The sequence below is a fragment of the Streptomyces sp. NPDC030165 genome (assembly GCF_055573595.1).
The window spans coordinates 93,498-112,568 of sequence record NZ_JBVIBD010000010.1 but is presented as its reverse complement, the minus strand read 5'-3'; the positions used below and the strand labels follow the sequence as shown (position 1 = coordinate 112,568).

The 19,071-nt window shown below is 72.5% G+C and carries 16 protein-coding genes; 6 read left to right on the top strand and 10 right to left on the bottom strand.

Annotated features, from left to right (window positions below):
* Positions 1 to 44 precede the first annotated feature (44 nt).
* Positions 45 to 1,976, bottom strand: coding sequence for an endonuclease/exonuclease/phosphatase family protein (locus tag ACZ4Z1_RS20345; RefSeq protein ID WP_468487988.1), 1,932 nt, complete (start codon positions 1,974 to 1,976; stop codon positions 45 to 47).
* Between the two features lie 188 nt (positions 1,977 to 2,164).
* Here ACZ4Z1_RS20345 and ACZ4Z1_RS20340 point away from each other — a divergent pair, with 188 nt between their 5' ends.
* Complete coding sequence (locus tag ACZ4Z1_RS20340) at positions 2,165 to 3,664, top strand: hypothetical protein (protein ID WP_468487987.1); 1,500 nt, start codon at positions 2,165 to 2,167, stop codon at positions 3,662 to 3,664.
* Between the two features lie 100 nt (positions 3,665 to 3,764).
* On the opposite strand, the gene ACZ4Z1_RS20335 is transcribed toward ACZ4Z1_RS20340, so the two are convergent.
* Together ACZ4Z1_RS20335 and ACZ4Z1_RS20330 are read right to left on the bottom strand one after the other, a co-directional pair.
* The gene (locus ACZ4Z1_RS20335; RefSeq protein ID WP_468487986.1) at positions 3,765 to 4,205 is read right to left on the bottom strand and encodes a hypothetical protein; all 441 of its coding nucleotides are present in this window, start codon (positions 4,203 to 4,205) and stop codon (positions 3,765 to 3,767) included.
* A gap of 23 nt (positions 4,206 to 4,228) precedes the next feature.
* On the bottom strand, positions 4,229 to 5,386 hold the full coding sequence (locus ACZ4Z1_RS20330; RefSeq protein WP_468487985.1) for a chymotrypsin family serine protease: 1,158 nt from the start codon (positions 5,384 to 5,386) through the stop codon (positions 4,229 to 4,231).
* Between the two features lie 474 nt (positions 5,387 to 5,860).
* Here ACZ4Z1_RS20330 and ACZ4Z1_RS20325 point away from each other — a divergent pair, with 474 nt between their 5' ends.
* Together ACZ4Z1_RS20325 and ACZ4Z1_RS20320 are read left to right on the top strand one after the other, a co-directional pair.
* Complete coding sequence (locus ACZ4Z1_RS20325; RefSeq protein ID WP_468487984.1) at positions 5,861 to 7,327, top strand: alkaline phosphatase PhoX; 1,467 nt, start codon at positions 5,861 to 5,863, stop codon at positions 7,325 to 7,327.
* A gap of 169 nt (positions 7,328 to 7,496) precedes the next feature.
* A complete protein-coding gene (locus tag ACZ4Z1_RS20320) occupies positions 7,497 to 8,537 on the top strand; it encodes an LLM class flavin-dependent oxidoreductase (RefSeq protein ID WP_468488142.1) in 1,041 nt (346 codons plus the stop codon).
* An 11-nt stretch (positions 8,538 to 8,548) separates the two neighbouring features.
* Here the strand turns inward: ACZ4Z1_RS20320 and ACZ4Z1_RS20315 are convergent, their stop codons facing one another.
* The 5 genes from ACZ4Z1_RS20315 to ACZ4Z1_RS20295 form a co-directional block, all read right to left on the bottom strand.
* A complete protein-coding gene (locus tag ACZ4Z1_RS20315; protein ID WP_468487983.1) occupies positions 8,549 to 9,106 on the bottom strand; it encodes a flavoprotein in 558 nt (185 codons plus the stop codon).
* Positions 9,103 to 10,107 carry a hypothetical protein gene (locus ACZ4Z1_RS20310; RefSeq protein WP_468487982.1) on the bottom strand — a complete coding sequence of 335 codons (1,005 nt, stop codon included), beginning with the start codon at positions 10,105 to 10,107 and terminating at the stop codon, positions 9,103 to 9,105. The genes ACZ4Z1_RS20315 and ACZ4Z1_RS20310 overlap by 4 nt, the downstream gene beginning before the upstream one ends.
* A gap of 1,047 nt (positions 10,108 to 11,154) precedes the next feature.
* Positions 11,155 to 12,384, bottom strand: coding sequence for a TerD family protein (locus ACZ4Z1_RS20305; RefSeq protein WP_468488141.1), 1,230 nt, complete (start codon positions 12,382 to 12,384; stop codon positions 11,155 to 11,157).
* Between the two features lie 83 nt (positions 12,385 to 12,467).
* Positions 12,468 to 12,740 carry a GlsB/YeaQ/YmgE family stress response membrane protein gene (locus ACZ4Z1_RS20300; RefSeq protein WP_468487981.1) on the bottom strand — a complete coding sequence of 91 codons (273 nt, stop codon included), beginning with the start codon at positions 12,738 to 12,740 and terminating at the stop codon, positions 12,468 to 12,470.
* A gap of 150 nt (positions 12,741 to 12,890) precedes the next feature.
* On the bottom strand, positions 12,891 to 13,700 hold the full coding sequence (locus tag ACZ4Z1_RS20295; protein WP_468487980.1) for an NAD-dependent epimerase/dehydratase family protein: 810 nt from the start codon (positions 13,698 to 13,700) through the stop codon (positions 12,891 to 12,893).
* A gap of 403 nt (positions 13,701 to 14,103) precedes the next feature.
* Here ACZ4Z1_RS20295 and ACZ4Z1_RS20290 point away from each other — a divergent pair, with 403 nt between their 5' ends.
* From ACZ4Z1_RS20290 to ACZ4Z1_RS20280, 3 genes are all read left to right on the top strand, one after another.
* Positions 14,104 to 15,015 (top strand): 5-dehydro-4-deoxyglucarate dehydratase, encoded by a 912-nt coding sequence (locus tag ACZ4Z1_RS20290; RefSeq protein ID WP_468488140.1) that lies wholly within the window; start codon positions 14,104 to 14,106, stop codon positions 15,013 to 15,015.
* Positions 15,015 to 16,229, top strand: a complete 1,215-nt coding sequence (locus tag ACZ4Z1_RS20285; RefSeq protein ID WP_468487979.1) for a hypothetical protein — start codon at positions 15,015 to 15,017, stop codon at positions 16,227 to 16,229. The genes ACZ4Z1_RS20290 and ACZ4Z1_RS20285 overlap by 1 nt, the downstream gene beginning before the upstream one ends.
* Before the next feature lie 272 nt (positions 16,230 to 16,501).
* Complete coding sequence (locus ACZ4Z1_RS20280) at positions 16,502 to 17,410, top strand: DUF7916 family protein (RefSeq protein ID WP_468487978.1); 909 nt, start codon at positions 16,502 to 16,504, stop codon at positions 17,408 to 17,410.
* Positions 17,411 to 17,449: 39 nt separating this feature from the next.
* Here ACZ4Z1_RS20280 and ACZ4Z1_RS20275 read toward each other — a convergent pair whose 3' ends face one another.
* Together ACZ4Z1_RS20275 and ACZ4Z1_RS20270 are read right to left on the bottom strand one after the other, a co-directional pair.
* On the bottom strand, positions 17,450 to 18,142 hold the full coding sequence (locus tag ACZ4Z1_RS20275; RefSeq protein WP_468487977.1) for a class F sortase: 693 nt from the start codon (positions 18,140 to 18,142) through the stop codon (positions 17,450 to 17,452).
* A 207-nt stretch (positions 18,143 to 18,349) separates the two neighbouring features.
* A complete protein-coding gene (locus tag ACZ4Z1_RS20270; RefSeq protein WP_468487976.1) occupies positions 18,350 to 18,853 on the bottom strand; it encodes a hypothetical protein in 504 nt (167 codons plus the stop codon).
* Positions 18,854 to 19,071 lie beyond the last annotated feature (218 nt).

Below are 19,071 nucleotides of genomic sequence, written 5' to 3'. Positions count from 1 at the left end.
CCTTCAGGTCCACTGAGTTGTGCTGGCGGAAAGGTCAAGGAGTGCTACGGCTTCAGGCGCAGCACCTGCGGGTCGTGATCGCTCGACTGGTCGGCGTACTCCGCGTTGATGTGCACGATGTCGTAGTCCACGCGGCGCAGGTGGCGGCTGGTGAGCATGTGGTCCAGCACCTGCGAGTTGCCCTGGTAGACGTACCCGTAGCGCTCGCCGCGCGGCAGGCGGTCGACGAGGTCGGTGAGGTCGCCGCCGGCGGTGAGGGCCTTCAGGGCGGGGGAGAACTGGTAGTCGTTGAGGTCGCCGGCCACGACCACGTCGGCCTTCGGGGCCACCCGCAGTACGTCCTCGACGAAGGCGTGCACGGCCTTCGCCTGCTGGACGCGCTGGGTCTCCGACGTACGGGCCGGAGGCTGGAAGCGGCTGTCGAGGCCCTGGTCGCCGCCCTTGGAGTTGAAGTGGTTGGCGACGACGAAGACCGGGCGGCCCCGGAAGCAGAACTGGCCGGCGAGCGGCTTGCGGCTGTTGGCCCAGGCCGCGTTGCCGGGGTCGATGCGGCCGGGGGAGGCGGTCAGGCGCGGCTTGCCGTGGGAGCCGGTCACCTTGACGGGGGTGGTGGCGTCGCCGCCGGCGATGTCGGTGAAGGAGACCCGGGCGGGGTTGTAGAGGAACGCGGTGCGGATGTTGCCGCCGGGCTGGCCGCCGTCCTGGTTGTTCGCCGGGTCGATCTGCCGCCACGCGTAGGAGGGGCCGCCGGCCGCCTTGACGGCGTCGGTGAGCCGCTTGAGCGTCGCCTCCGCGGAAACGGTTCCGTCGTCCGTGGGGCCGTTGTCGTCCTGTACCTCCTCCAGGGCCACGATGTCCGGCGAGGCGAGGTTCTTCACCAGCGCCTCGGCCAGCCGCGCGAACTTGGCGGGCGGCGTCTTCGGGGAGAGGTTCTCGACGTTGTACGTGGCCACGGCCAGCTCGTCGGCGCGCTGCTTGCGCGTGGTCTCCCGGGCCGGGCCGCGGTCGGTGAGCGTGCCCAGTTCGGTGGCGGCGATCCCGTACCCGCCGAAGTTGTCGTAGTCCAGCGGGCCCGCGGTGGTGCCGGTCAGCCGGTCGCCGGTGTCGGCGACGGGGAAGGGCCGCTGGGTGAAGGGGATGAGTGACGTGATCTTGATGCGGCCGGGGTTGGGGTCCTGGTAGGAGCCGTAGAGCGCGCCGCCGCGCACGGTGCGGTTGTGGCGGGGCTCGGCGGTGGCCCACAGCTCGTTGTGCGTGGTCGTCGGGCCGACGACGGACGCGTCGGCGAGGGAGACCCGCATGCCCTCCAGCGATTCGTAGCGGTCCAGGGCGTACGCGTCCGGGCGCAGCGGCAGGCCCTCGATGCTCTTGCCGCCCGCGGACGGGGCGTAACGGTCCGGCACGCTCGCGGCGTTGAGATTGAAGGCGGCCGGGAGCGGGTTGCCGGAGGAGGCGGTGGTCCAGGTGGCGTCGGTGATCTCGGTGACGGACTGCAGGCCCGCCCGCTCGCCGCCGGGGTAGTACTCGCCGACCGTGCCGGAGACCCGTACGGAATCGCCGACGGCGGCCTTCGGCGTCTGCTTGCCGGTGAGGACGAAGACCGCCTCGCTGGTGGCCGGGTCGCGGTCGGGCCGCGGGTCCTGCATCCAGAAGCCGCGGGCCGAGCCGAAGGCCCGTACCGCCGTGACCGTGCCGGGCACGTCGGCGACCTGCTTGCCCGCGAAGGGCGAGACGCGGGTCGTGCCCTGGAGGTCGTGGATGCGGGTGACCGCGGCCGAGGCGGTCTGCGGCACGGCGAGCAGCCCGCCGGTCAGCGCGGCGGCGACCACCGCGGTCAGCGCGGCGGACCTGCGCAGGGCGCGGCGGCGGGAGGTACGGGTCGGTGCGTGCGGCGGTATGTGCGGCGGTGTCTGCGCGGACACGGAGGGCCTCCGGAAGGCGGGCGAAAGGGTGGGGAACAGGGTGCGAGAAGGCATGAACGCAGCGGAGCGGAAACGGTCCGGCAGCCTCTACGCGCGTCAATCTCTTGTGTGGCCACGGCAGTTGTCAAGGCTCGCCGGGTGTACGGGTACGGAAACCAAGGTGAACCGCCCGAGATGCACGGAATTCCGTCTACGCTGGGGCTTCGTACGAGCCGTAGTCCGCACGAGGAGCTGAGCCCGAGATGTCCGCAGACCGCCCGACCCTGCCGCCGGTGCGGCTGCACCCCGACGCGGAGCTGGCGCGGGACGCGCTGAGCGCGCCGCTCTTCGCCCGGGCCGCGCAGCTGGCCCGCTGGGCCGAGCCCGGCGTCCCCGTCGGAGTCGGCGGCGAGCTCCTCCAGGAGCAGCTGGCCGGTGCCGTCGACCACCTCGGCCTGGCCGGCGACGAGGACGGCCCCGGGTACGCCGCCGAGGCCTGGCAGCTCGCCGTCGACACCGGCCTGGTGGAGATCGAGGAGAGCGCGGAGACCGCCGAGGAGGGCGAGGAACAGGCCGACGACGCCGCGGCCGGCACCGCCACCCCCGGTGAGGAGCTGCCGCTGCTGACCTCCGGCAGCCCGCGGGACATCCTCGACATCTGGCTCGGCGGCATGGAGACCGTGCTGGCCGACGCCGTGGCGCCGGACCTCTCCGACATCGCCGACCAGATCGCCGAGGGCGGCGAACTGGACCTGGACGCGATCGACTGGAACCCGGAGGAGGAGGCCGAGCTGCTGGACGGCATCCTCGGCAACCTCTACCTGCTCACCGCGCTGAACGAGGACCCCGAGCAGGCCGTGCCGCTGCCCGCCCTCGCCGCCTCCATGATCGTCCCGGATGACATGGACGAGCCGACCGACGACATCCTCGAAGAGGTCTCCGAGGCGATGATGCGGCTCGACGACCAGTTCCGGGTGCTGGAGCCGATCGGCCTGGTCGCATACCAGCCGGTGGACGAGGCGCTGATCGAGGAGCTGGACGAGGACGGCGCGACCGTCCGGTCCCCGGAGCCCCTGGAGGACGAGGACGTCTCCCGTTACGGCATGGTCCGCCTCACCCCGCTGGGCGTCTACGCCGTACGCGCCCGGATGCTGGACGCGGGCGTCGACGCCCCGGCCATCGGCGACCTCACCGACAAGGGCGCCGACGTCCTCCTGGACGCGCTGCCCGGCTACCCCGAGCCCCTGGCACAGGCCGAGTCCGAGCAGTGGCTCGCCGCCCGTACGCCCGTCGACGCCGCCCGCGATCTGCTCTCGGCCGCCCGCGGCGACGACGCGTACGGGCCGCTGCGCCGGCTCGCCTGCCAGCAGACGCTGTCGCTGGCCGGGCCGGAGGCCGAGCCCGCGCTGCGCGAGGTGCTGGACGACCGGCAGCTGGGCGGTCTGGCCCGGGTCTGGCTCGCCGAGCGCGGCGCCGCCGACATCCCCGAGCCGTCCCAGGACATGATCTTCTGGCTGACCGTGGACACCATCGCGGCGCAGCTCGGCGCGGCCGAGACCGCCGACGAGGGTGCGGACGAGCTGCGCGCCCTGGTCGAGGGCCTGGTCGGCCAGCACAACGGCTTCTTCGACGCCGCCTGGCGGGTGGACCACCCGGCGACCGCCGACGTCCTGGAGGCCATGGGACGCCTCCACCCGGACAAGAAGGCCGCCAAGGAGGCCCGCAAGGCCGCGTTCAAGGCGCGGTCGCGACAAGGGAGTTGAGGGTTTCGCGGTGGCCCCTGCGGGCTGCCGCGACCGGCGGGCGACCGGAGCACCTCGGTGCTCCCGCCGCCCGCCGGCCCTTTCCGGCGGAGGCGCGCCGTCAGCACACGAGCTGCGTCGTGTGGTTGAACGAGGTGGACTGGCCGTTGAAGCCGTACGTGCCGCGGTAGGACAGCGGAACCTGGAACTGGCCGATGATGGTGATCGTCGCGGCGCAGCTGCCGCCGGTGCCCGGCCGCTTGGCGTCGATCCGCAGCGAGGTGCCGATCGAGCCGCCGGTGATGTCCCACGGGGCGCCGCAGATGCCGGTGGTGATCCGGCCGCCCGTGACGACGTTGGTGTTCGGGTTGTAGTTGACCTCCATGTCGAAGGTGAGCGCCTGGTTGTGCAGCGCCATCTTCTGGGTGACCTGAAGAGCCTCGGCGGAGACGTCACGCTGTACGGCGAACGCCTCGTCCCGGGTCTTGACCTCGGAGCCCTGGGCGTTGACGAACTGGTGCTCGCGGCCCGGACCCTTCCTCTTCTGCGCTGCGCTTGTCATGGCTCTCCCTCGGGCTCGGTGGGTCAGGCCAGCTGCTCGGCGATCTCGACGCGCAGCAGCGTGCGGACGGTCTCGATGTGGTTGACGATGGTGACCGTCGACGAGCCCGCGAAGAGCAGACCGACCGCGACGTCGTCGAGCGAGGTGACCAGCGAACCGGAGTCGCCGCCCGCCGAGATGTTCGTGGTCATGATCTGGTCCTTGAAGCGCGCCGTGCCGGCCGTGCCGTAATTGACGTCGACCGTGGCGTCGGTGGAGACGATCCGCCCGAAGCTGATGTTGGTGGTCCGGCCGGTCTTCTTGACCAGGTCGCCCACCGCCACCGCCGACTTGCGGCGCCACGCGCGCGGCACGCCGCTGAAGTACTGCTGCCGGGTGGCGTCCTCGAACTCGATCTTCGCGAGCGCCGCGTCCACCACGTTGTTGTGCTGCGTCAGCGGAATCTGCGGGGCGAACTGGATCGAGATGAAGCGGTCCAGCGTGCCGATCCGGTCCGCGGGGTCCGTACCGCCGTCGAACTTGCCCGGCTGGAGTACGGAGCTGCCCAGCGGCGCCCGGTTGGAGTCCGCCAGGACGTGATTGTTGCTCAGGATGTAGAACTTGCCCGGTGCGCCGAGGCCGGGCGCCGGCGGGTTGGTCTGCGCGCCGGGCAGGAAGTCGTACACCACGCTGCCCAGCGTGCCCGCGGTGACCTGCACGTTGCCGACCGAGAAGCCGGCCGGGCAGGGCCGCATCCGGCGCTTGAGGAGCTGCGGTTCCAGGGCGCTGCCGAGCTGGCTCAGCTCTTCGAGCAGCGGCTGGGTGAGGGCGCCCATCCGGCCGCCGTTGCCCGCGAGGCCCTGCTCCTGCGGCATCGACCGGCTCTGACCGGCCGGTACGCGTTGCTGGGCCTGCGCGGAGATGTGGCCGACGGCCAGCACGTCGGTCGGGGTGCCGTCGTCCATCTCCCTGGGGATCACGTCCCGTTCGGGCAGCATCGACTCCGGGACCTTCTGCGTGACGAAGACCAGGACGGCTTCCTCGCCGGTGGGCTCGCCGTTGGTCCACTTCACGCCGTGACCGAAGCCGACGACGTTCGCGGTCGGGTTCTGCGGGTGCATGAAGTCGGAAAGTGCCTGTTGACGGGAGGTGTCGCTGACCTGACCTCCGGTGGGGCCACGCATCATCTCGGGCTGGTTCACACCAGACCACCTCTTCCCCGGTGGGCGTCCCGCGCGGCGCTCAGCCGTGCGCCCGGGCCGTAAGAGCGGGAATGCTCCTGCGCACGGGCGGCTGCGGCTGCGGGGCGGGACCGCGTTCGCTTGACGAGCCCGGACCGCGCACGGCGGCAGGCTCTCGGAGGAGGACGGGAACCCGGCACGGACTGCTCCCCGGGCAGTTCCGTGCGGCCGCGGGCCCTCCGCTCTCCCTACGGGTGATGCAGGTAGGGACTGTCTATTGCCGGGCCGGTCGGCGGTCAAGGAGGTACGCGATGATTCTTGCGCTTGCTGCGCAGATGCCGCTGATGACCTTGTTTGCCATGGTTTTCCGGAGTGATGGGAAGCGCTTTCCGACATCGCGGCGTCGTGCGGGGTTCAACCGGTGTTCGCCGCGGCGCGCGAGGGTGTGCGGCGCAGGGACAGGGCACACCGAGAACCGGCCGTCCAGGAGATGACATGCCGCTCACCCGCAGAGACTTCGCCAAACGCTCCGCCGTCGCCGGAGCCGGCGTCGCACTGACCGGCAGCGTGGGCGTCCTGGCCACCGCGCCCGGCGCCATCGGGCAGGAGATACCGGAGCAGGGGCTTCCGGAAGCCGGCGCGCCCGCACCGGCCGCCGGCGCACGACGGCGCGAGCCCGGGTACGGCCCATTGATCGCGGACCCGGCGGGCATCCTCGCGCTGCCCGCCGGATTCACCTACCAGATCATCACCCGGACCGGCGTCACCCGACTGGAGAGCGGCGAGTCCACCCCCTCCCACCACGACGGCACCGCCACCTTCGAGGGCCCGCGCGGCGCCACCCTGCTCGTCAACAACCACGAGCTGAAGGGGCCGCGCTCGAAGTGGCCACACCCCGTACCGCTCGCCGACGGCCTGGTCTACGACCCGGCGGCGGCCGGCGGCTGCACCGTCGTCGAGGTCTCCCGGGACGGCAGGCACATCGCCGAATGGGTCGGCATCGCCGGCACCTCCACCAACTGCGCCGGCGGCCGTACCCCCTGGGGCACCTGGCTGACCTGCGAGGAGACCGAGGACAAGGCCGGCCAGAACGGCATGACCAAGGACCACGGCTACGTCTTCGAGGTCGACCCCCACGACTGCCGGGCCGCCCGCGACCCGCGCCCGGTCAAGGCCCTGGGCCGCTACGCCCACGAAGCCGTCGTCGTGGACCCGAGGCGCGGCCACCTCTACCTCACCGAGGACGCCGACCGCCCCAACGGCCTCCTCTACCGCTGGACCCCGCCGCACGGCTTCCAGCACGGCCGAGGCCGGCTGCGCACGCTCGCCGACGACGCGGGCGTACTGGCCGCGCCCCGCTGCTACGACTCCGGCGGCCGCTTCGTCGACGACCTCTCCCGCGCCACGAAGACCGGCACCGTCTACGGCGTCGACTGGATCGAGGTCCCCGACCGTGACGCCCGCCGCACCCCCGTACGCAAACAGTTCACCGACAAACCGATCACCCGCGCCCGCAAGCTGGAAGGCATGTGGTGGGCCGACGGCGGCGCGTACATCGTCTCCTCGTACGCCCGCGAGGAGAGCCCCGTCCGCCACGACGGCCAGGTCTGGTTCTACGACCCGCGCCGCCGCACCCTGACCCTGAAGGTCCTGCTCGGCGTCAACCCCGCCCCGGACGAGGACGGCGCCTTCGACGGCCCCGACAACATCACCGTCTCCCCGTACGGCGGCCTGATCATCGCCGAGGACGGCGAAGGCGTCCAGCACCTCTTCGGCGCCACGGACGACGGCCGTACGTACCCCATCGCCCGCAACGACCTCAACATAGGCACCGCCGACGAACCCGAGTACAGCGAATTCACCGGCCCGGTCTTCTCCCCCGACGGCCGCACACTGTTCGCCAACATCCAGGACCCGGGGATCATGCTGGCGATCAGGGGGCCTTGGCGGCGGCAGGGGTGAGGCGCGGGCAGGGCCGTGCGTGGCCCTGCCCCGGGGAATCCCGGCCGGCCCCGTACGCGTTGCACCAGGTGTGAGCACGCGGAGCAGTACGACGAGCCGGACACCCGGGCCGGCAGGGAACACCCCTGCCACGGCGGGCGGACAGCCGACCGCACCACCGTCCCCCCGCCTGCGCACCCCCTTCTCCCTCCTCGACCGCTCCCGGACCCGCCACGGCCACCCGGAGGCCGAGGCACTCCGCGACACGGTGGACCTCGCCCGGCACGCCGAAGCACTCGGCTACCACCGCTTCTGGGTCTCCGAGCACCACAGCGTGCCGGGCGTCGCCGGCTCCGCCCCGACCGTCCTCGCCGCCGCGGTGGCCTCCGCCACCTCCCGCATCCGGGTCGGCACGGGCGGCGTCATGCTGCCCAACCACCGCCCGCTGGTGGTCGCCGAACAGTTCGGCGTCCTCGCCTCGCTCTTCCCCGGCCGCATCGACATGGGCCTCGGCCGGTCCGTCGGCTTCACCGACGGCATCCGCCGCGCCCTCGGCACCGACAAGGACGCCGCCGACTCCTTCGCCGCCCAACTCGCCGAACTCACCGCCTACTTCACCGACGGCCCGCGCCCCCACCCACAGGTGCACGCCCGCCCGGCGGAGGGCCTGCGCGTCCCCGCGTTCGTCCTGGCCACCGGCGCCGGCGCGGACATCGCCGCCCGCGCCGGCCTGGCCTTGGTCATCGGCGACCTGCGCGGCCGCGACACGATGCAGGCCGCCATCGACCGCTACCGCACCAACTTCGAGCCCTCGGCCCTGTGGCCCCACCCGTACGTCATCGTCTCCGGCACCGTAGCCGTGGCCGAAACCCGCGACCGGGCCCGCGACCTCCTCCTCCCCGAAGCCTGGTCGATGGCCTACTCCCGCACCCACGGCGTCTTCCCGCCCTTGGAATCCGCCGAGTCGATCGCCGCCCGCGCCCCCACCCTCCCCCCGAAACAACGCGCCTTGTACGAAGCTGCCCTGACCGGCCACATCCACGGCACCGAACCCGAGGTAGCCGCCCAACTGGACACCCTCCTCACCCAGATCACCCCCGACGAATTCCTGGTAACCACCAGCACATACGACCGCGAGGCCCTCCTGGAGTCTCACGAGAGGCTGGCGGGGGTTGTGGGGTTGGGGGGGCGGGAGGCGTCGGGTGATGGGGAGAGGTTTTTGGGCGGGTAGGTCACGGGCCACTACGGCAGATCGCCGACCAACTCAATGACCGCCTCCAACGCCAGCCGCCACGGATAGGCGTCCAACTGCTCACCGCCGGTACCCGGAGCGTGCGGTTCCCACGCGCCCGGCCCGTACAGCACGTGCACACCCAGGTCACGCAGGACCCGCACCGAGTGCCGGGTGGCCGGATGAGCGTCGAGGGCCGTCGACCAGAACGGCAGCGCGACCACCGGCAGCCCGAGCCCCACTGCCTCGGTGAGCAGGCCGAGGGCGTAGGTGTCGGCGATGCCCGCGGCCCACTTGTTCACCGAATTCATCGTCATGGGCGCCACGATCACGGCGTCGGCCGGCGGGTTGCGCTTCCGCTCGCCGGACCGACGCCAGTCACAGCGCACGGGCCGCCCGGAGACGGCCTCGACGGCGGGGATGTCGATGAACCCACCCGCCTCGGCAGCAGGCGTGGCGATGACGCACACCTCCCACCCGTCGGCAACGGCTGCCTCGACCAGCCGGACGACCCGGGAGGCGGGGCCGGCTGCGCAGACGATGACGTGGAGCACGCGCTGCTCGCTCACGTCGGTACCTCGGCTCGGTCTGCCAGGGTCCGGAGCGAGGGAGCGCGCCTGGTGCGGTCGCACCGCAGTAGTTCGCCGATCAGCTTCCGCATCACGGGACGGGACCGTACCTCTTCCGGTGCGGCGTGTTCGGCAGCCAGTAGTGCCCGGACCGCCTTCTCCGTACGGCCGCAGGCGTGCAGCGCCAGGGCCACGTCCGACCAGTATGCGGCCTGCCGCTCGGCCACGGCGAGCCGGGCCGGAATCGCGGACCGGGCCGCTTGGAGCGCGTGGCCGGCGTCGCCGAGCCGCAGCGCGATGGACAGCCGGTGCAGGGCGACGTTGTTGATACCGAACGCCGTCCACTGCCGGTTCGTCGCCTCATGGAGCGACTCGGCGACGCGCTCCGCTTCATCGAGCAACTCCGCCGCCGCGTCCCGGTCCTCGCCCATCGCGGCAACCCACGCTCCCCGCAGCAGCAGTGCGCCGAGGAGCGCGGTGTGGTCGGGTGTCGTCCTGGACACCTGGCCGTGGAGTTCGTCGACGCCGGTGATCGCTACGCGCAGAGCCTGCCTCCGATGGCCCGCCGCCGCGATGGCGTGGGCCAGAATCCGGTGTGCCGAGGCGAGCGCGGCCGGTTCCTCGGTGCGTCGTGCTGTCGAAGCGGCCTTTTCGGCCGCTACCCAGGCTGAAGCCGCGTCGTCACGTTTGAGGAACAGGGTGGCCGCCACGTGATACGCGTGCACGGCGAGCAGGTCGGTGGCGCGCCGTTCGGCGCCTTTGCCCCCTGGAGACTCGAACGCGGCCAGGAGGGCGGGCAACTGCCGGGCCAACTGCTCGTAGCCGCATGACTGCACCTGTCGCTTGGCTACGGCGGTGGCCCGGCGCAGCGACTCGACACTGCGCGGCTCCCGCGTACGTACCGTGCTGGTGAGCACGTCCCGGAGGCCGTCCAGCGGATCGGTGCCGACGCAGGACAGCACATCGTCCGCGGTCGTCGGAATCGCCGCCGAGCCGACCACGGCAAGAGAGCGGGAGACGAAAGTACGCCGCCTCAGCTCTTCTTCGACCCCTGGGCGGGCGGCCGTGCTGTTCGCAGGAGGCAGGGGGCGGACGCGGCGGCGGAAACCCAGGGCTTCGGGCGGGCGGCCGAAGAGAGCTGAGAGTACGGTCCGTGCGGCGGGGTGGGGCCAGCCCGGCGTCCGGGACTCCCACCGCCGCACCTGGCGCACTGTCACCGTTGCGTCGATTCCCAGCTCAACGGCTATGTCCTGGAAGGCATTCACGAAGTCTTCCTGAGTGTGCAGACCCGCCTCGATGCGAGTCCGGACAAGCGAGATATTCCCCGGTGGGCCTGGCATGTGCGCCTCCGCGTGTCGTCACGACCCAGAGTAAGCGCGTGGGGAAGCGGTCACGGCGCGAATGTCCTCACCCATGTCCTGTGACGTTGCCTCGGGCTTTGCCTCGTCAATGTACGGACCACACGGTGTCCTTGGACGTATGGCAACTCCCCTGAAAAGAAATACCTCAGCGCCCCTTCCCGACTGGATCCCGCGCGGAGCCGGTTTGCGTGTCGTACATGACGTGGCCGCACTCGGAGTCGACGTGGTGTGGCTGGGGCGGCCGGTGGGGGAGAAGGCGCTGGGGTGGCTGGGGGGCAGGTCCGGGGCGGTGATCGAGGATCACCGGCGGCCGGCGGGCATGTGCTGGCTGGTGCCCGTTGGGACGGCCGGTGGGGTCCGGTTGCCGTTGTGGGGCGATGCCGGATCGGGGGCTGCCCTGTACGTACCCGGCCTGGAGATGCGTAACGAGCGGCTGCGGTGGCGGGTGCGGCCGGAGGCCGGGGCGCTGGTCAGAGTGCGGTGGCCTTGCGGGCGGCGGTCATCGCGGTGGGAGCCGTACGGTGACCGGGTGTGCGGACTGTGGCACGGTACGGAACGTGACCGTCATCGGAACCGTGCATGCGGCCAGCGGGGGCGGAACCGATGTGGGGCTGTGCGCGGGATGTGACGACAAGCGGAGGCGTCGGCGGAGGGGCGGCGGGCCGAGGAGCACGCCGCCCCTGTGGGTCAGAGCGCCGCACCCCCCGGCTTGACCATGCCTCGGACCGTGCGGGAGTCGACGAATTCGCCCAGGGCGGTCATTTCCCATTCGCCGGAGAACTGGCGGATGAGTTTGGCCATCATGACGCCGGTGCGCGGTTCGGACTGGGTGAGGTCGAAGCGGACCAGTTCTTCGCCGGTCTGGGCGTCGAGCAGACGGCAGTACGCCTTGGCCACGTCGGAGAACTTCTGGCCGGAGAAGGAGTTGACCGTGAAGACCAGGCCGGTGACCTGCGGGGGGATGCCGCCGAGGTGGACGGTGATGGCCTCGTCGTCGCCTGCGCCCTCGCCGGTGAGGTTGTCGCCGGAGTGCTGGATGGCGCCGCCCAGGATCTGGAGTTTGCCGAAGAAGCAGTTGTCGACCTTCTTGCGGTCCGGGCCGTAGGCGATCACGGACGCGTCCAGGTCGATGTCCTTGCCGCGGTAGGCGGGCTCCCAGCCGAGGCCCATGCGGACCGAGGACAGGAGCGGCTTGCCGCCCTTGACCAGGGAGACGGTCTGGTTCTTCTGGAGGCTCACCCGGCCCTTGTCGAGGTTGATCTTGCCCGCACCGGGAGCGGGGGCGGGGGCAGGAGCGGCTGCGGCAGGGGGCGGGGCCATGGGCGCCGGGGCGCCGGTGGGCGGGCCCCACTGCGCGGCGGGCTGGGCCGGGGGAACGGGAGGTGCCGGGGGTGCCTGCGGGGCCGGGGCGGCGGGCGCGGCCGGTTCTTCGACGCTGACGCCGAAGTCCGTGGCGATGCCGGCCAGGCCGTTCGCGTAGCCCTGGCCGACCGCGCGGACCTTCCAGGCGCCGTTGCGCCGGTAGATCTCGACGACCACGAGGGCGGTCTCCGCGCCGAGCTGCGGCGGGGTGAAGGAGGCGATGACGCTGCCGTCGTCGGCGTTGCGGACCGTGCCGGTCGGTTCGGTGCCGGCGAAGGTGGCGCCGGGGGCGTCCAGGCTGGCGGTCACGACGATCTTCTCGATGCCGGCGGGCACCGCGGCGGTGTCCACCGTGATCGTGTCGCCCGCGCCGCCCGCGCCGGACGAGTGGGTCACGCCCGGGCCGGCCGGCTGGTTGTAGAACACGAAGTCGTCGTCGGAACGCACCTTGCCGTCGGCGGTGAGCAGCAGGCCCGACACATCGAGCCGCACGGGCGCGGTGACGTCCACCGCCACCCGCGAGGCGGTGAGCGGGAGGTTCGAGCCAGGAGTCATAGCGGTCATGCCGGGGATAACGAGTGGCCTTCCTTTGCGGTTCCATTACCGAGGGCCGGACGGGGCACCGGCTCCGTCAGGGGTCAGCGGCGGTCGCGGCTGTTGCCGAACAGCAGGCGGTAGGCGATCAGGAGGACCAGGGAGCCGGCGATGGCGGCCACCCACATCGACGGGTCGTAGAAGTCCTTCGGGATGGGCTTGTCCAGGAACTTCGTGGAGAGCCAGCCGCCGATGAAGGAGCCGATGATGCCGATGAGGGTGGTGCCGACGAGTCCGCCCGGGTCCCGTCCGGGCAGCAGGACCTTGGCGACGACGCCTGCGATCAGTCCCAGTACGAGCCAGCTGACGATACCCATGGTGCGTTCCTCGTTCCTGCGCGGTTGCGCAAATGATTGATACGTACGCAAGGACGCGGGGAGACGGGGGCGGGTTGCGCCGCCGGCCTGACGTGGCATGAAACACGTCAGGGGAGGAGGGGGGAGGAGAGGCCAGGTCAGGTCAGGTTCTCAGTACGGCCAGATGGGCGGGGCCACGCAGAAGGAGCCGCCCAGGTGTGCGTGTTCGGGGTTGGCGGGGTCGAGTTCGCCGTGCGCGGCGATCAGTTCGGCGGCGTACTGCTCGGAGTCGTCCTGGGGCGCGTAGCCGAGTGAGCGGGCCGTGGTCAGGTCCCACCACAGGCGGGTGTTGGCGGAGGAGCCGTAGACCACGGTGTGGCCGATGCCTTCGGCGGTGAGCGCGGCGTGCAGCAGGCGTGCGCAGTCGGGCGGGCTCAGCCAGATCGAGAGCATCCGGACGGTGGTGGGCCGCGGGAAGCAGGAGCCGATGCGGACGGAGACCGTCTCGATGCCGTGCAGGTCCCAGTAGAGGGAGGCGAGGTCTTCGCCGAAGCCCTTGGAGAGCCCGTAGTACGTGTCGGGGCGGCGCGGGGTGTCCACCGGGATCGCGCCGGAGCCGTCGGCGGGGCGCGGGGTGAAGCCGACGGCGTGGTTGGAGGAGGCGAAGACGACGCGGCGGACGCCTTCCTCGCGCGCCGCCTCGTAGAGGTGGTAGGTGCCTTCGATGTTGGCGCGCAGGATCTTCTCGAAGGGGGCTTCGAGGGAGATGCCGGCGAGGTGGACGATCGCGTCGACGCCGCGTACCGCCGCGCGGAGGGCTTCCTTGTCGGCCAGGTCGGCGGTGACGGCGTCCGGTGCGTCGTCGATGGTCCGCTGGTCCAGGAGCCGGAGCCGGTAGCCGTACGGGGGCAGCAGCTCGCGCATCAGGGTGCCGAGGCCGCCGGCGGCGCCGGTGAGCAGGACGGTGCGGGGTGCGGGCATGGGGCTCCTCCGGGCGGGCTCAGGGGCACGGTGTACGGCGTTCGGCCGGCGGCCTCATCAGCGGATGGCGTTCAGGTGGGTGGACGGTCGTGGGCGATCGGGGTCACGGTAGGAAGGTGTGCCGACGGGGTCAAGGTAGTGGGTGGGTCGGTCAAATCCGGTGCTGGGGAGGGGAGTTCCGGTGGCTCGGCGGGCGTGTTGGGTCCTTGACCGGCCCCGGTGCGCTGCCCTAGCGTGAACGCGTTCATGAGTATGGACATCGGTCAGCGATGTGCACGTGCACCGCGGGGTGGCGTCACAGCCACGTGCGTGTGATGTGCGCGCGGCGTGCGGACGTCCCGCACGAGCATGCCAGGGAGAGCCCGTGACCTCAGCCCCGCCGCTCGCCGAACGCCTCGACGGAATGCTGTTCTTCCCCGTGACGGCGTACGGCCCCGACGGCGCCCTGGTGGACCCGGCCGCCTTCCGTGCCCACGTACGCAAGGGCGTCGACGCGGGCGCGGCCGCCGTCTTCGCCTGCTGCGGCACGGGCGAGTTCCACGCGCTGACCCCGGAGGAGTTCCGCGACTGCGTGGCCACCGCCGTGCAGGAAGTGGCCGGACGGGTTCCGGTGCTGGCCGGCGCCGGGTACGGCACCGCGCTCGCCGTGCGCTACGCCCGGCTCGCCGAGGAGGCGGGCGCCGACGGGCTGCTGGCCATGCCGCCGTACCTCGTCGCCGCCGACCAGGCGGGCCTGCTGCGGCACTACACGGACCTCGCCGCGGCCACCGCGCTGCCCGTCATCGTCTACCAGCGCGACAACGCCGTCTTCACCCCGGACACCGTCGTCGCCCTCGCGCGCACCCCCGGCATCATCGGCCTCAAGGACGGCCTCGGTGACCTCGGTCTGCTGCAACGGATCATCAGCGCGGTGCGGACCGAGGCGGAGGGGGCGGAGTTCGTGTACTTCAACGGGCTGCCGACCGCCGAGCTGACCGCTCTCGCCTACCGCGGGCTCGGCGTCCGCCGGTACTCGTCGGCCGTCTTCGCCTTCGCCCCGGAGATCGCCACCGCCTTCCACCGTGCCCTCACCGGCGGCGACGACGAGGTGGTCATCCGGCTGCTGGACGGCTTCTACCGGCCGCTGGTCGAGCTGCGCGACCAGGGCAGGGGATACGCGGTCTCGCTGGTCAAGGCGGGGGTGCGGCTGCGCGGGACGGACGTGGGCCCGGTACGGACGCCGCTGAGCGAACCGGCTCCGGAACACGTCGAGGCGCTGGCCGCGCTGATCGAACGGGGGCTGGCACTGGCGGGCGCCCCGGCGGGCGGCCGGTGATGCGTGCTGCCGCGTTCCTGTACCCGTGGGACGTGGTCGGCGACCCGGCCGCCGCCCGGCGCGTCGCGGACCTCGGCGTCCAGCAGGCCACCCTGGCCGCCGCGTACCACTCGACCCGTGCGCTGACCCCGCGTCACCCCCGCCACCGCGTCGTCACCGCCCGGCACGCGGCCGTCCTGTACCCGCCGGACACCGAACGCTGGGCGGGCCGCGCCCTGCGCCCGTACCCGCAGGACTGGGTGGCGGACCCGGACCCCTTCGGCGCGGCGGCACGGGCGCTGGCGGACGCGGGCCTGGAGGTGCACAGCTGGGCCGTACTGGCCCACAACACGCGCCTGGGCACCGAGCATCCCGCCATCGCCGTACGCAACGCCTACGGCGACCGTTACCCGTGGGCGCCCTGCATCGCCCGGCCCGAGGTCCGCGCCTATCTGCGCGACCTGGCCGCGGAGGCGGCGGTACGGCCCGGCACGCGCGGCACCGAGCTGGAGTCCTGCGGCTGGTACGGGCTGGCGCATCTGCACGCGCACGACAAGGTGGGCGGCGTGCCGCTCCCGGGCGCCGCCCAGTACCTGATGTCGCTGTGCTTCTGCGAGGTCTGCGAGGCGGGCTATACGGGGCTGGGGGCACGGGCGCGGGACGTGCGCGGCGCGGTCGTACGGGCGCTGGAGCCGGTGTGGACGGGTGCGGACGGCGGGAAGGGCGAGGCGGATGGAGGCCGGGCGGGGGAGTGGCGCGGGATCCGGGGACTGCTGGGCGATGAACTGTCGGGGCTCGTGCGGTGCTGGCGCGACGATGCCGCGCGCACGCTCCAGCGGGAGGTTGTCGCGGCCGTACGGGCCGTCGCGGACGGCGGGTTCCGCGTGCTGCTGCACGCCGATCCGGCCGCGCACCGCTGCGGCGCGAACGCGGGCGTCGACCCGGCGGACGTCCTGGCGCACGCTGACGGGGTGGTGGTGCCGTGCACAGGCGACGACGCGGCCCGTACGGACGCGCTGGCGCCGTTCGCGGACGTACGCGCCCCGGCGGCCGCCCCTGTCGTCGCCGCCAACCTCACCGTCGTCACCGCCATGGGCGGCCGCCCCGGCACCCTCGCCGCCGACGCCACGCACGCAGCCGCCCTCGGCGCCGACGAGCTGCGGCTGTACCACGCGGGCCTCGCGGGTGACGGCGATCTGGCGGCCGTACGACGGGGGCTGGCGGCCGTGCGGTGAGGGCGGTCCGTGCGGTGAGGGCGGTGCGCACGGGTCATGCGCACCGTACGGCGCATTCGGCGGTCCGGTGACCGCGACGCTCGTGACGGCCGCCGCACATCGCCTCCGACCGGCGCGCACCGCGCGGTGATCTACTACAACGCGTTCCGGTTCGCGGCCGTGATCCTCGCCGTACGGCCGGGCCGCGCGCCTGAGACGTCAACGTGTCCGCCGCCGCTCGCACCCTGTGCGCACCGCGGGCACCACCACGAGAAGACCCTGGAAGGAACGTCATGACACAGCGCATCCTCGACCTCGACCGGGAGGAACTGGCATCGCTGCGGGGCCGGGAGCTGACCGCGGCGGTCGCCGCCGCCGAGGGCCGCACGATGATCGCCGAGGTCTTCGCCGAGCGCGCGGCGCTCTCCCCGCACCCCGAAGGCCGGGCGGGCGTGCACAACATCGAGCTGGTCTCCGCCTTCGGCGCGGACATCGTCATCCTCAACCTCATCGAGCGGGCCTGGGACGGGGAGTGTCTGCGGCTGCCCGGCCTGGGTACGTTCACCAGCTTCGCCGACCTCGCCTCGTACGTGGGCCGCCCGATCGGCGTCAACCTCGAACCGGGTGACGTGCCGGAGATCCGCCGGGCCGGTCCTGAGCAGGCCCGCCGCCTGGTCGACATGGGCGCCGCGCTGCTCTGTCTGACCGCCAACCCCGGCACCGGCGGCAGTTTCGACGGGCTGGCCCGCGTCACCGACGAACTGCGCCGCGGCCTCGGCGACGACGTGGCGCTGTGGTCCGGCAAGATGCACCACGCCGGCCACCCCGAGCGGATCACCGCCGGGCGGCTGACCGCGCTGGTGGACGCGGGCGCCGACGGCATCGTGCTGCCGCTGCCCGGCACCATGCCCGGCCTCACCAAGGAGCGGGCCGCCGAGGCGGTCGCCGCCGTCCAGGACGCGGGTGCGGTGGTGATGGGCGCGATCGGTACGAGCCAGGAGGGCGCCCACGCCGACATCGTGCCCCGGCTGGCCCTGACCGCCAAGGAGATCGGGGTGGACGCGCACCACTTCGGGGACGCCTTCCTGCCGGGCATGTGCGATCCGGAACTGCTCTACGCCTACTCCGTGGCGGTCCGCGGCCGGCGGCACACCTGGAACCGGATGGCGCTCAACGGGCGGGGCAACCGCATTCCCGGGTGAGGCGCGGGGGACGCGCGCGAAGGCTTTTCGCCGGGTGCTTCAGCCGTCACTCGGGCGCGGGGCCGGCTCGCGCTTCGTCCCGGTCAGGTGGGCGAAGACCACCACGTTGCCCAGGTACTCCTGCCGGGCCTTGTTGAAGCCGCCGCCGCAGGTGATCAGCCGTAGTTCGGGGCGGGAGGCCGGGTCGTAGACCTTCTTGTCCGGGAAGTTGCCGCCGTCGTAGACCTCGACGGCGTCGACGGAGAAGACCGCGGTCCGGCCGTCCGAGCGGACGATCTCCACCTTGTGGTTCTTCTTCAGGGAGCCGAGATTGTAGAAGACCGCGGGGCCGGAGCGGTTGTCGACGTGGCCCGCCACCAGCGATGTGCCGGTGGTGCCCGGGGTGTTGCCGTCCTCGTACCAGCCGGCCAGGTTCTTGTCCTCCTGCGGCGGGGTCGCCAGGCTGCCGCTGTCGTCGAGGCCGAGGCGCATCAGCGGCGCGTCCACGCCGACGGAGGGGATGCGGACCCGCAGGGGCCGGGAGGCCGGCATCGGCGGGGGCGGCGGGGTGGGGGTCGCGGACGGGCGGGGGTTGCGCGCCCCGGCGGCGAACCCCTGGTCGGCGGAGGGCTGCGGAGGCGGGGCCTGGGCTCGGGCGCCGTGACCGATCAGCCAGATGCCGGTGCACATCGCGCCGGCGGTGAGCAGGGCTATGAGGCCTTGGTCGCCGTGGCGGCGGCGGGTGTGTCCCATGGCTGTCGTGCCTCCGGGGCTTCTGCGGACCGGCGAACCGCGGTCCGCGGGTGAGGAGTTGCGGTGACGGCCGGGCCCGGGGTGCGGCCCCCGGCCTCCCGGGTACGGCAGGCGTGTCCGGGAGGCGGGGACGCGGTCCGGCGGGCCGGGCGGTGCCGGCGGATCGGGCGGTGCCGGCGCCGGCCGGCTCTTCCGGGCGCGGAAGGGTCAGGCCGAGTCGTCCGCGCGACGGCGGCGCACCATCCATACGCCACCGGCGGCGGCCGCCAGCAGTACGCCCGCACCCGCGACGATCTCCGTGGTGTTGGAGTTCTCACTGGTGGTGCCGATGCCGGTCCTGGTCGGGCCGTGCGGGGTGCCGCGGGAGGTGACCCGTACCGTCGCGGAGATCTCCGTGCCGTTGGAGCACTTGCCGCCGATGCCGTAGTTGCCCGGCTTCGTGCCGGCCGGCACCCGCAGGGAGCCCTGCACGTTTTCGGTGTGCGTCTGGCCCTTCGAGGACAGCGTGACCTTGCCGGCGCCCAGCGTGCTGGCGTCTACGGTGGCCGAGCCGTCCTTGCCGCAGGCGCTGCTGTTGAGGTTGACCGTCTTGCCGGCCTGGACGGGGTTGGGTGTCACCTCGAGGCTGCCGGCGGCGAACGCCGCGGAGGTGGACAGGCCGAGGGCGGCGACGGACAGTGCGGCCCCGGTGAGAACGCGAGTGGAACGCATGTGACGAACCTCCACGAGGCACGGACCGCGGCACACCACTGCACCGCAAAGGAAGTTGGGGAGTTCCGCGCCTCCTGCAATCGAGGTAAGCGGCCGGGCGCGCCGGGAGCCTGTTGACGCGATGTCAGAACTCCCGTGCCCCGTCGGCGTGTCGCGCATGATCGGGTACGTTGTGGCAGGTCAGGGGCGGGGTGGTGGTGACGTTCGGTGACGTTGCG